Source organism: Gordonia soli NBRC 108243 (genome assembly GCF_000334455.1).
Taxonomy (GTDB): Bacteria; Actinomycetota; Actinomycetes; order Mycobacteriales; family Mycobacteriaceae; genus Gordonia; species Gordonia soli.
Map to the genome: position 1 here is coordinate 186,768 of NZ_BANX01000002.1, position 12,804 is coordinate 199,571.

Below are 12,804 nucleotides of genomic sequence, written 5' to 3' on the forward strand. Positions count from 1 at the left end.
GGCGGCGATGCTCATCGCATGACGAATCCCGAGATCCCCCAGACCCCGACCACCGCGGCGTTCTACGCCCAAGCCGCCATCGCCTTCGGCGTCAGCCTGGCCACGTCGGTCATCGGCATCCTCTACCTCCCGCTCGATCCGTGGCAGCGCGGATTCCTCGGGATCACCCTGCTGTTCCTCACCTCGAGCACCTTCACGCTCGCCAAGGTGGTCCGCGATCGCCAGGAACAGTCCAGCGTTCGGGCCCGCCTCGACGAGGCCCGCGTCGACAAGTTGATCGCCGAACACGATCCGTACGGGAAGCTGCGCGGACGTCCCGTTCCGGCAACCCCTCCGGCCCAGGGCGGCACCCCGGTTCCCGGCGCGCAGGCCCAAGGCGCACCCTGAACCGTCGAATCGCGGAACGGCGGTGAGTCGGTCGACACGACCGGGTAGATTCGCAGACGATCATCTGATCACGCACGTTGACAGATAGGTGAGCCACTGCGATGGACATGACCTGGGCACCCGCCGACATCGCGTTCCGCGACGAGGTACGCGCCTTCCTCGACGAGAAACTGACGCCCGAACTCCGATCCGCCGGCCGCTCGGCCACCAGCGTCTACGCCGACCACGAAGCGTCGATGGCCTGGCAGGCGATCCTGCACGAACGCGGCTGGGCCGCGCCCGCGTGGCCGGTCGAGCACGGCGGCTGCGACTGGACCCAGACCCAGCACTACATCTTCAGTCGGGAGTCGGTGCTGGCCGGTGCGCCGGCGTTGTCGCCCATGGGTATCCGGATGGTGTCGCACGCCATCATCGCCTACGGCACACAGGAGCAGAAGGACTTCTTCCTCCCCGGCATCCTCTCCGGCGACGTCTTCTTCTGCCAGGGGTACTCCGAGCCGGAGTCGGGTTCCGACCTCGCGTCCCTCTCGATGTCCGCGGTCGCCGACGGTGACGACCTGGTCTGCACCGGCAGCAAGATCTGGACAACCCATGCCGCCGAGGCGAACTGGATCTTCTGTCTCGTCCGCACCTCGCGCAGCGGGAGGAAGCAGCAGGGCATCACCTTCCTGCTCATCGACATGAACTCCCCGGGTATCTCGGTGTCACCGTTGGTGATGTCGTCCGGCGAGCAGATCCAGGCGCAGGTCTTCTTCGACGACGTGCGGGTCCCGAAGGCCAACGTGCTGGGGGCGATCGACGACGGATGGACCGTCGCGAAATACCTCCTCGTGTTCGAACGCGGCGGCGGCGCCTTCGCACCCGCACTGCAGGTGATGACCGAGAACCTGGCCGCCGAGGCAGCCGACGTCACCGGGCCCGGCGGTGGGGCGCTGATCGATGATCCGCTCTTCGCCGCCCGCCTGGCGGAGGCTCGCATCCGCGCAAAGGTCCTCGAGGTCCTCGAGTACCGCGCCCTCGCGGCGATCGCCGTCGGCGACAATCCCGGCCCCCTCTCGTCGATGCTGAAGATCCTGGGCACCGAACTGAGCCAACGCATCACCGAGTTGACGTTGGAGGCGGCCGGACCGCGCGGCCGCGTGTACCAGCCTCATGCGACAGCGCCAGGTGGGCCGATCGCGCAGTACACCCCGCCGACCGACGGCTACCTCAGCGGCGAGCGATGGCAGGCGGTCGCGCCGTTGCACTACCTCAACGACCGCGCGGGATCGATCTATGCCGGCAGCAATGAGATCCAGCGCAACATCCTCGCGAAGGGAGCGCTGGGACTGTGATGAGCGACCTCTCCCCCGCCCGCGCCGATCGGAGGCTCTCCTGATGGATTTCGGTCTCACCCCCGAACAACAACTGCTGCGCGACGGCCTCGCGAAGTTCCTGGGCGCCCGCTACGACCTGACGATCAGTCGGGCGGCCGCAAAAGAGGGCGCCGGATGGCAGCCCGAGATCTGGCAGGCCTTCGCGGTGGATCTCGGCGTCCTCGGCGCGTGCCTCCCCGACGAGATCGGTGGCGCCGGTGGAGGTCCGGAAGAACTGATGGTGGTGTCGGAGGCCGTCGGACACGCGCTGGTCGTCGAGCCGTTCGTCGACGCCATCGTGCTCGGTGCGCGACTGCTGCACCGAACCGGCACCCCGTCCGCGCTCGCACTCGCGGAACGGATCGGCGAAGGCGAAGCACTGACCGCCCTGGCCGCCCTGGAGGAGGCAGGCGGCGACCGACTGAGCCATGTCGCGACGCGAGCCGACCGCGACGGCGACGAGTGGGTTGTCACCGGCGCCAAACCTGTTGTGCTGTCCGCCCCACTCGCCGACCACTTGATCGTCAGCGCTCGGACGTCGGGGGCCGAGGGCGACCGTGACGGCATCACGCTCTTCCTGGTCGACGTCGGCGAGACACCCGCAGGCTTGACCAGTCACGAGTTCCGAACCGTCGATGACCGGCGGGCCGCCGATCTCGTCTTCGACGGCGTCCGACTGCCCGCAGATGCGGCGATCGGGCCCATCGGCGGGGGGTTGCCGCTGCTCGAACGAGCCTGGGACGAAGCGACCGCCGCGGTGGTCTCCGAAGCCGTCGGGCTGATGCGCAAGGTGTTCGCCGACACGGTCGAGTACACCAAGCAGCGCAGTCAATTCGGGCAGCCGATCGGTAGCTTCCAGGCCCTGCAGCACCGGATGGTCGACATGTACCTGGAGCTCGAGCAGTCGGTGGCCGCGCAGTATCTCGCGATCCTGGCGCTCGACTCCGAACCCGCCGAACGTGCTGCGGCGGTCTCCGCGGCCAAGGCCACCATCAGTCGGGCGGCCCGGTTCATAGGCCAGAACGCCGTGCAACTCCACGGCGGCATGGGGATGACCGAGGAGTTGGCGATCGGACACTACTTCCGGCGACTGACCGTCATCGAGTACGAGTTCGGTTCGCAGGACGCCCATCTCGCGCGCTACGCCGAGTTGAGCCGGACACGCGACTGAGATCGTCCCCGAGAGCGCCTGCCGAGGGGAATGTTGCCTCGACGGGTGCTCACGGGGACGATCTCCCGGGTGACCTCACCTGGTGGCTGCGCGCCAGTCCCGGAGCATCAAGACGCCGATCGCCGCGACCGCGATCCCCCGCGGTGCCTCGTAGATGAACCCGCTCATCCCGGCGATCGCCGGGATCGGCAGGAAGAAGCCGATCATGCCGACCAGGGTGAGCACGCCGATCCACAGCGGTACAGCGCGGTTGCGGATGAGACTCGCCCCCAGCATCGCCATCCCGGCGAGCATCACCAGTCCGCCCACGGTGTTGAGCGCGGCGAATCCGGTGGTGCCGAGCATGGAGTCGTCGTCGGCGATCAGGTGGGCCGTGGCCGGATCGTGGGCAAACGGGTACGCAACGAACAACTCGACGATGAGATGGCCGGTCGCGGTGACGAGATTGCCCACGGCGTAGGCGATCACACCCACGAATCCGACGACTCCGATGCGGGGTGCGAGCCAGGCGTACATGCCGGGCAACCCGAGCAGCAGCAGCGTGGTGCCGACGGCGAGCAGAGCTTGCGCCCACGGGGCGCCCGCACCGTGGAGCGCGGCCACGGAATGACTCTCACCCGCGATGATCGGGTGAAGACTCCCACCCGCGATGCAGGCGATTCCGCCAAGTGTGAGAGCTGTGCCGGAGAGACGGCGGATGGTCGCCCAGGTGGGCGCGCCGGTGCGTCGGGCGGATCCGGTGGCGGATCGACCACCGGTTGCGTCGGATTCGGGTGCGGTGGTGCCGGTCTGAGATGCGATGTGCTGTGTCATGACGACAACGGTCGGCGCTACCGCTGGTGTTAGGCTGGTGCGATGCTGGTGCCGCTCACCGGAGACACATCACCGCAGGTGGGCGCCCTGTTCTGGTCCGTATCGTCCACCTCGGGACGGCCGTTCGGTGTCGGACGCCCATGACCGGCGAGCCGATCGTTCCCATCCGGGTCCTCGGACCCCTGACCGTCACCGGCGACGACGGCACCTCGATCGCGGTGCCCGCGCGTAAACATGCCGAACTGCTCGCCATCCTCACCGTGGAACGCACGGTGCGGTCGGCCGAACACATCGCCGATCTTCTCTGGCGCGGCCATCCGCCGGCGAGTGCGGCGGTCACCCTCCAGGGCTATGTGTCTCGCCTCCGCAAGACACTCGCCACGATCCGCGGTGTCCGGATCGACACGGAGGCCGGTGGATACGTCCTGCGATGCGGCGACGCGGGGACCGATCTCGACGTCCTCGATCGCCTGGGCCAGCAGGGGCTGACCGCGATCCGGGCCGGCGACACCGCCGGCGGCGCACGACTTCTCGACGAGGCATTGGCGCTCTGGCGGTCCGATCCGCTGCCCGAGATCGCCGACATCACCGCACTGGCACCCGACCTCGCGCGGCTGGCCGACCTGCGCGCAGACCTCACCGAATCGGCGGCCGAGGCATGGCTGTCGGCGGGCGACCCCCGACGTTCGGCCGTCCTACTGTCGGCACTGTGTCAGGTGCATCCGTATCGCGAGGCCGCAGCCCGCGGGTGGGCGCTGGCGGCACGCGCATCGGGCCGGCCCGCGGAAGCCCTCGAGATCCTGCGCGACCTCCGTCGGCGCCTGGCCGACGATCTGGGGTTGGACCCGGAACCGCGCACCGTCGAACTCGAGGCCACTCTGCTCGATCCGGGGCCACCGGTGTCTCCCACTCCGATACGGATCCCGGAGTCCCGCCTGGTCGGTCGAAGGAGAGAACTCGCGTTGCTCGCCGCAGCCCGGCATCGGGGCGCGTCGACGATGTCCGGTGTCGTGGTCACCGGCCCCTCCGGGATCGGCAAGACCGCACTGATCGACGAGGCGGTCGCGAATGGTGTGCCGCCGGCGCGAGCCGTCGGGCGCTCCTCCGGGGGCACCCGACCCTTCGACCTCATCGTCGAATTGTTCGGCGCGGGCGTACTCGGCGCCGACGCACTCACCGGCCCCGACGAGGCGGACGCCCCGCCCACACCGGTGTTGGTCGAACGGGTGATCGCCGAGGTCTCCGCGCGACGCGCCATACACGGGCGTGTCGAGCTGATCATCGATGATGCGCAGTGGGTCGACGCCGATTCCGTACGCGTCCTGGTCGCCGCCCTCACCGCCCTGCGGTCGCAGCCCGTCACGATCGTGGTGATCAGTCGCGACATCACATCACCCACCACCCGGGACCTCCGCGACGGTCTGCGTCGCTCGACTGACCTCACCGAACTCGTGGTGGGGCCCCTGGATGTCGAGGCATCGACGGCGGTGGTGCGGGGTCGGTTGGCGGGATCGGACCGCGAAGCATTCCACGTCGGGAGACCGGACGACGTCGACGCGGTCGCGATCGCCGAGGCCTCCGGCGGTAACCCGATGCTCGCCATCCACCTCGGGGATGCGGCGATCCTCGGTGACGGCAGCGTGATCGACGGGCAGCAGGGAGTCGGTGCCGACGGTCCCATCCGTGCACTCGTCGCAGATCGACTCGCCGACCTGGGGCCGAACGCACGCGAGACCGCGCTGATGATCGCCGTCTGCGGCGGCCGGGTCGACAGCGACGTCGTCGCCGAGCTCGGAGCGGCAACAGAGATCGAGACACTCCGCGTAGCCGGGTTGGTCACCGGGCCGTCGAGAACGACACAGAACGGAAGCGGTGTGGACGCAACCGGTTTCGTCCACGATTCGACGGTCGATGCGATCCTCGCCCTCCACGGCACCGCCGACCGTCGCCGGGCCCACGTCCGTGTCGCCGATGCACTGGCACAGGCGCGACCGAACGAACTGGCCGCGATCGCCATCCACCTCTCCGAAGCCGCCGACACGGCCGAGCTCGCGACCAGGGCGTCGGCCGCCTGCTGGTCCGCGGCCCGGAGTGCGCTCGGCGTCAACGCGTTCCAGAGCGCCGCCGATCTGGCCCGTCGCGGCATCGCACACGCCTCCGACGACGCCGACAACCTTCTCGCCCTGTACCGGATCGCGGGTGTCGCCGCCGCACGATTGGGTGACTTCGAGACGGCCGAGACGTCGTTCGGACGAGCAGCACAGCTGAGCCGAGACCTCGAGGACTGGAATGGGCTCGCGGAAACGGCTTTGTCGTCGACTCCGCACGGAGTCGCCGGATATTGGTCGGGTCTCGGGGTGATCCAGTCCGGCAGCACGACCACCGCGGTGGATGCACTCACCCACATCGCAAGCCTCGACGAGTCCACCGCGGCACGTCTGCAGGCCGGCGAGGCCGCACGGCGGACCGTTCTCGGGCTGCCGGGTGCCAACGAGATGCTCTATGCGGCACAGAGTCGTTCGGGGCCCGGAGCCGCCTCGTGGTGGGATGTCCGCGCGGCGGAGTTCCTCTGTCGGTGGACGCCGGGGCAGGTGCCTGATCGGCGCAAGATCGCCGGTGAACTCCACGAGTTGGCCGGCGGCGACGTCGCCCGGCAGGCGACCGCTCTCCACCTGGCGCGGGTGTGCGCACTCGAAGCCGGTGACATCCGGATGGCGCGGCGCACCTCGATCGAGTTCGCACGACTGATCACCGCGCATCGCGACACCGACCTCGAGACCATGCAGCTGTGGTGGCAGGTGATGTGGGCGCTCCTGCGCGGCGAGTACGACCTCAGCCGCTCCCTCACCGATCGTTTCGCGGCGTCGATGGGCGACCTCACCCCACGCGCCCGACTCCTCGGTGACGCATCGGTGGCGACCGGGCGGTCCATCGAACTCTGGCACCGCGGACGGCTCGCCGGGATGGTCGATCAGTTCGACACCCTCGCCGCCGATCTCGATGAGGACTTCGGCCTGGTGATCGCGATGGCGACGGCAGAGGCGGGCGATCACGACCGAGCACTGAGATCGGTCGTCGAGATGTTGGCCGACGTCGACACCTGGGAGGGCTCCCGCATCGTCGCGCGCGTGCCGCTGCTGGTGGAGACCCTGTATCTCGTCCACGACGCGGGCGGCACAAATGCCGCCGCGGCGCGCGAACAGTGCGCGCGCCTCGAGCGGTTCCAGCAGGACTGGACCACCGGGATGATCGTCCAGTGGCCCGGCCTGGTCTGTCTCGGACCAGCGTCGCTCTACCGGGGCACGGCAGGAATCATCCTGGGGCGCGACGGCGCCGACGACGACCTCGCCCGCGCCGTCCAATTGGCTCGGGACACCGGTGCCCGGCCGTACGAGGACCGCGCCGCGCGACGCCTGGCTCGTCGGTAGGCCCGCACCCGAAAACGTCGACCGTGCGCTCTGAGGCGTTCAGCGTGCATGAGGCCCGCACCAGCGGGCCCGATCAGCGCACGATCAACGACATGCAGCGCACGATCGACGCGCCCGAGCGCACAGTCGAGGTGTGACGAATCCCCCGGAATCACCGATGCCGCGGCGCGGTTGCACCCGATCGTGAACACTCCGACCTTGTTCCAGCCGACCACCCTCCGCGGACTGCAGATCCCCAACCGGATCTGGCTCGCGCCGATGTGCCAGTACAGCAGTGCGGCTGGCGACGGCGTCCCCACCGACTGGCACCTCGTCCATCTCGGTGCCCGTGCGACCGGCGGTTTCGGGCTGCTGCTCACCGAGGCCGTCGCGGTCGTACCCGAAGGGCGCATCAGTCCGGAGGACGCCGGGATCTGGAACGACCAGCAGGCCGCCGCCTGGCGTCGCGTCACCGACTTCGTGCACTCGCAGGGCGCCGTCATCGGAACCCAGCTCGCGCACGCCGGACGAAAGGCGTCCGCGTATTCGCCGTTCGCCGACGGAGAGGGAACCGTCGCCGCCGAGGACGGCGGGTGGACCACGGTGGGTCCGTCGCCGCGCGCCGCGGCCGGTCTCGCCGAGCCACGGGAACTCGGTGTCGACGAGATCGCCGACATCGTGGCCGCGTTCGCGTCGGCTGCGCGTCGGTCGATCGAGGCAGGGTTCGACCTGGTCGAGATCCACGCCGCACACGGCTATCTGCTGCACGAGTTCCTCTCGCCTCTCTCGAACGAGCGCACCGACACCTACGGCGGGCCCTTCGAGAACCGCATCCGGCTGCTCGTCGAGGTGGTCGACGCGGTCCGCGCCGCCCTCCCCGACTCCGCACCGCTGCTGGTCCGCATCTCGGCCACCGACTGGGCCGACGGTGGGTGGACTCCCGACGACAGCGCGCGCCTGGCGACAACACTCGGCGCGCACGGAGTCGACCTCGTCGACGTGTCCAGCGGCGGCAACGTGCCGGCCGACATCCCGCTCGAGCCCGGCTACCAGGTGGACTTCGCACGCTCGATCCACCGGGGGTCCGGCGTACCCACCGCGGCCGTCGGACTCATCACCGATCCCGACCAGGCCGAGAAGATCGCCGCCGACGACGACATCGCCGCGGTGTTCTTCGGTCGCGTCGCCCTGCGCGAACCGGCCTGGCCGCAACGGGCCGCGCACGAGCTCGGTCTCACCGTCGACGAGTCGCCGTACCCGCCCCAGTACACGCGGGGCGCCTGGCGCTGAGCCGCCGCGGCACCGACACCGCGCGCCCGTCAGATCGCGCACCCCGCAACCGTCGAGACACCCCTCACCCGCGCGGTCTCGGTAGCGTGGGGTCATGGCCGCGACGCGACATACCGTCCGGCTGGTGATGCCTCACCAGCTCTTCGAGTCCCACCTGGACGCCGACCGGGACACCCGATTCGTCCTCGTGGAACACGATCTCCTGTTCCGGCAGTACCGCTTTCACACGCAGAAGCTGATCCTCCACCGCGCGAGCATGCGTCGCTTCGCCGATCGACTGCGGGATCGCGGATTCGAGGTCGAGGTCATCGAAACCGACGCATCGACCACCAGCCACGAGGCGATGGTCGACACACTGCAGCGCCTGCGACCCGACAGTGTCCAGGTGTACGACGTCGTCGACGACTGGCTCGCAGGTGATCTCCTCGCGGTACTCGAGGAGGCCGGCCACCCGATGTCGGTCGAGGACTTCGCTGAGTCCCCCAATTTCTTGACCACCCGCGCGCAGGTCGACGAGCAGATGGGCAGTCGACGGCCTCGGATGCAGCACTTCTACGCCTGGCAGCGGCAACGTCTCGGCGTCCTCCTCGACGACCACGACAAGCCGGTGGGCGGTCGATGGAGCTTCGACACCGAGAACCGCAAGAAGCTGCCGAAGGGGCATCCGGTCCCCCAGCCGACGCCGCCCGAGCGGCATCCGGCCGTCGACGACGCGATCGCCTGGGTGCGTGCAGAATTCCCCGACAACCCCGGCGACCCCGACGGATTCGCCTGGCCCACCAGCCACGCCGAGGCGGCAACCGCCTACGAGCAGTTCCTGACCGACCGCTTCGCCGAGTTCGGGCCGTACGAGGACGCGGTGAGTGTCGAGCACCCCTTCGTCTTCCACTCGTTGCTCACCCCCGGCCTCAACATCGGGCTGCTCAGTCCGCGAACGATTCTGCGTCGAGCGATCGAGGTCGGCGAGCGCAACGACGTGCCGATGGCCAGTGTCGAGGGGTTCGTCCGCCAGGTGATCGGTTGGCGCGAATACATGCGTGCGTCGTACGTGACCCGCGGCCGACGTCTGCGGAGTCGCAACCACCTCGATCACCACCGGCGGCTCGACGCCGGCTGGTGGTCGGCCGAGACCGGGCTCGCGCCGGTCGATCTCGTGATCCGTCGGGTCCTGGACAACGGGTACGCCCATCACATCGAGCGACTGATGGTCCTCGGCAACGCGATGTGCCTGCTGCGCATCGATCCCGAGGAGATCTACGAGTGGTTCATGGAGATGTTCGTCGACGCCTACGACTGGGTGATGGTGCCCAATGTGTACGCGATGAGTCAGTTCGCGGCCGGCGAGGCGATCACCACGAAACCCTATGTGTCGGGCAGCAATTACCTGAAGAAGATGACCGACATCCCGACCGGCGACTGGACCGACGACTGGGACGGTCTGTACTGGACCTTCGTGCGCGACCATCGGGAGACATTCGAGGCGAACGCCCGCTCGAACTTCATGGTCCGCACCTACGATCGGATGGACACCGGCACGAAGTCGGCGCACACCCGGCGAGCCGGGCGCTGGCTCGACTGATCCTCGCCGGGCACCGGTGTCGGGCGGTGGTCAGCGAGCGGCGATGACGAGTGGTCGAGTGGTCGAGTGGTCGAGTGGTCGAGTGCACCTCACTCGACGATGTTCGCTCCCACCAACGCGATACACGCGGCGGTCGCGGCGGGAGCGATCGAACGCACCGAACGCCCCTGCTCCACCGCGGTCGCGGTGAGCTCGTTGATCCCGCCCCAGATGAGGATCGCAGTCGACCGCGACATCGGCGAGATCCCGGCCTTGCGCATCGCCGCGGTGTCGCTCAGCGCGACGAGCAGGGTGATGAGGGCCTCCATGCCGCGCAACTGGACCGGCCGCGCCGACTGCCCCAGCGCCGGGAGCTCACGGATCCAGGCCAGGGTGACCGCGGGCTGCGCATCGATGGAACCGACATACGCATCGACGGCCTGACCGATCTGCGACCTCCAGTCCGCGTCCTCATCGACTCCTGCGGCGATCGCGGCGAGCATCGCGTCGTGCACCCGTTCGAGGACCGCGACGAAGCAGGCCTGCTTGTCCTCGAAGTGTTGGTAGAACGCACGCCGCGAGGTGCGGGCCACTCGCACGATGTCGGCGACGGTGGTCTCGCGGAAGCCGCGCTCACCGAGGCAGACCACCAGTGCATCGATCAACCGCGCACGGGTCGAGGTCTCGGTGGAGGTGGATACGGACATCCCAACAGGATAGGCCCTTGCCCCCGGCGGTACGCCCGCGTACCGTCAGCAATGGTACGGCCGCGTACCACCATCTCGGAGAGGACGTCCCAGTGAGTGCCATCTCGAGCCAGACCACCAGTGCAGAGGCTGAGGAAGCCGACCCGACGGTCACCACGACCACGACCACGAGCACCGTGTCGGACCGAGGACCGTCCGATGTTCCGGCCGTCGGCTCGCTGCCACCACGGGTGGCCCTTCCGCCGCTCGTGCAGGGCGTGGGCGCAGTGGTGGACCGCCGGCGCACTCTCCAGGCGATGGCCCGCAGACACGGATCCGTCTTCACCGTCGAGTTCCCGCTGTTCGGTCGGTGCGTGGTGGTGGCCGATCCGCACCTGGCCAAGCAACTGTTCACCTCGTCCGCCGATTCGGTGCGCAACGTGAAGCCCAACCTGGGCCGAATCCTCGGCAGCGGTTCGATGTTCGCGCTCGAGGGCACCGACCATCGGCGCCGGCGCAAGCTGCTGACGCCGCCACTGCACGGCAAGCGAATGGCCCGGTACGAGCAGATCATCGTCGAAGAGGTGGAGCGCGAGACCGCATCGTGGCCCGTCGGCAAGCGCTTCGCGACGGTCGAACCGATGATGCGGATCACGCTCAACGCGATCCTGCGCGCCGTCTTCGGCGCCGAGGGTGAGGAATTCGAGGAGCTGCGCCGGATCATCCCACCGCTGGTGACCACCGGCTCCCGGATGGCGACACTGCCCGACCTGCCGTGGGTGGCACGCGCGCTCGACCCCGCACATCAGTTCGCGCGGCGACGGGAGACCTATCAACAGACGGTCGGCTCGCTCATCTCTGCCGCTCGTTCCGATCCCCGTCTCGCCGATCGCGAGGACATCCTCGCCCTGATGCTGCAGAGCACATACGACGACGGTTCCACGATGTCCGACACCGAGATCAGCGACGAACTGCTGACCCTTCTGGTAGCGGGCCACGAGACCACCGCCAACACTCTCGCCTGGGCTTTCGAACGGCTGCAACGTCATCCACAGGTGCTCGCCGACCTCGTGGCCGAGGTCGACGACGGCGGGACCGATCTGCGTCACGCGGTAATCCTCGAGACACAACGCAGCCGACCGGTCATCGATCTCGCCGGCCGTCATGTCGTCGCCGACCATCTCGATCTCGGTCCCTGGCGGATCCCGAAGGGCTACAACATCCTGGTCGGCATCTCGCTGCTCCACGACGACTCGCTCGAGTTCGCCGATCCCGAGAAATTCGATCCGGCACGCTTTCTGGGTGTCCGGCCCGGCCAGGCGTGGATTCCGTTCGGTGGCGGCACCCGGCGGTGCATCGGGGCCGCGTTCGCGACCATGGAGATGGACGTGGTGCTACGAACGGTCCTGCGTGACTTCACCGTCGAGCCGACCACCGTGCGAGCGGAGGGCTGGTACTCGCGGGGTGTCGCCTACGCGCCCCGCCGCGGTGGCCGGGTCACGCTGTGGCCGCGTGCCGCTCGCGTCAGCTGACCAACGAGATCCAATAGTCCTGGAACTCCAGGAAGATCAGGACGACGACGACCGCGTAGTACAGGATCGCGACGATCCAGCGCCATGACAGAACCGCCTGGACCGCGCGGCCGCCGATGCCGTGGAGTGCCCGCTCGGCGGCGATGACGACGATCGGCATGATGATCGTCCACACCACCATGCAGTACGGGCACAATGCATGGATCTCGTAGAGACTCTGGCTGATCAGCCAGCCCACGAATCCCAGGCCGAGCAGGGCGCCGACGAAGAGCCCGACCCAATACCACCGCGGGAGCGACACACGGGCCACCGAGAGGATGCCGGTGGTCACGACGACGCTGAACGCCGCGATGCCGATGATCGGGTTGGGGAACCCGAACACCGACGCCTGGTCGGTGACCATCACGCTGCCGCAGGACAAGATCGGATTGATGCTGCACGAGGGCACGTAGGACGGGTTGACGAGCAGTTCGAAGCGCTCGATCGTCAGCGCGGCCGCGGCCGCGAGTCCGGCGATCCCCGCGACCAGGAGTGCCCATGACCCCCCGCGGGTCGGTGTCGCTGATCCCGCGTGGGTCGATGTCGCTTCTGCGTCTGCGTCGGTC

Annotated in this window: 9 protein-coding genes and 1 pseudogene; 7 read left to right on the top strand and 3 right to left on the bottom strand. The window is 68.7% G+C overall.

The features are described from left to right. Positions 1 to 18: 18 nt before the first annotated feature. The 3 genes and pseudogenes from GS4_RS01375 to GS4_RS01385 form a co-directional block, all read left to right on the top strand. Positions 19 to 297, top strand: a pseudogene (locus tag GS4_RS01375) (YiaA/YiaB family inner membrane protein); the annotation flags it as partial. 191 nt (positions 298 to 488) lie between these two features. Next, the gene (locus GS4_RS01380) at positions 489 to 1,721 is read left to right on the top strand and encodes an acyl-CoA dehydrogenase family protein (RefSeq protein ID WP_007616728.1); all 1,233 of its coding nucleotides are present in this window, start codon (positions 489 to 491) and stop codon (positions 1,719 to 1,721) included. Positions 1,722 to 1,764: 43 nt separating this feature from the next. Then, positions 1,765 to 2,913 carry an acyl-CoA dehydrogenase family protein gene (locus GS4_RS01385; protein ID WP_007616730.1) on the top strand — a complete coding sequence of 383 codons (1,149 nt, stop codon included), beginning with the start codon at positions 1,765 to 1,767 and terminating at the stop codon, positions 2,911 to 2,913. Between the two features lie 75 nt (positions 2,914 to 2,988). Here the strand turns inward: GS4_RS01385 and GS4_RS01390 are convergent, their stop codons facing one another. Further along, the gene (locus GS4_RS01390; RefSeq protein ID WP_007616734.1) at positions 2,989 to 3,726 is read right to left on the bottom strand and encodes a hypothetical protein; all 738 of its coding nucleotides are present in this window, start codon (positions 3,724 to 3,726) and stop codon (positions 2,989 to 2,991) included. Between the two features lie 140 nt (positions 3,727 to 3,866). Here GS4_RS01390 and GS4_RS01395 point away from each other — a divergent pair, with 140 nt between their 5' ends. The 3 genes from GS4_RS01395 to GS4_RS01405 all read left to right on the top strand — a co-directional run bounded on the left by GS4_RS01395 (position 3,867) and on the right by GS4_RS01405 (position 10,002). Continuing rightward, the gene (locus tag GS4_RS01395) at positions 3,867 to 7,154 is read left to right on the top strand and encodes an ATP-binding protein (protein ID WP_007616736.1); all 3,288 of its coding nucleotides are present in this window, start codon (positions 3,867 to 3,869) and stop codon (positions 7,152 to 7,154) included. A gap of 183 nt (positions 7,155 to 7,337) precedes the next feature. Further along, positions 7,338 to 8,423: an NADH:flavin oxidoreductase/NADH oxidase gene (locus GS4_RS01400; protein ID WP_007616738.1), complete on the top strand. Its 1,086-nt coding sequence runs from the start codon at positions 7,338 to 7,340 to the stop codon at positions 8,421 to 8,423. Positions 8,424 to 8,517: 94 nt separating this feature from the next. After that, positions 8,518 to 10,002, top strand: coding sequence for a cryptochrome/photolyase family protein (locus GS4_RS01405; RefSeq protein WP_007616739.1), 1,485 nt, complete (start codon positions 8,518 to 8,520; stop codon positions 10,000 to 10,002). Between the two features lie 89 nt (positions 10,003 to 10,091). Here the strand turns inward: GS4_RS01405 and GS4_RS01410 are convergent, their stop codons facing one another. Then, entirely contained in the window at positions 10,092 to 10,688 is a 597-nt protein-coding gene (locus GS4_RS01410; protein WP_007616741.1) for a TetR/AcrR family transcriptional regulator, read from the bottom strand. 176 nt (positions 10,689 to 10,864) lie between these two features. On the opposite strand from GS4_RS01410, the gene GS4_RS01415 reads away from it, so the two are divergent. After that, positions 10,865 to 12,199, top strand: a complete 1,335-nt coding sequence (locus GS4_RS01415) for a cytochrome P450 (RefSeq protein WP_439644580.1) — start codon at positions 10,865 to 10,867, stop codon at positions 12,197 to 12,199. On the opposite strand, the gene GS4_RS01420 is transcribed toward GS4_RS01415, so the two are convergent. After that, positions 12,192 to 12,728, bottom strand: a complete 537-nt coding sequence (locus tag GS4_RS01420; protein ID WP_040509097.1) for a vitamin K epoxide reductase family protein — start codon at positions 12,726 to 12,728, stop codon at positions 12,192 to 12,194. The genes GS4_RS01415 and GS4_RS01420 overlap by 8 nt on opposite strands. Positions 12,729 to 12,804 lie beyond the last annotated feature (76 nt).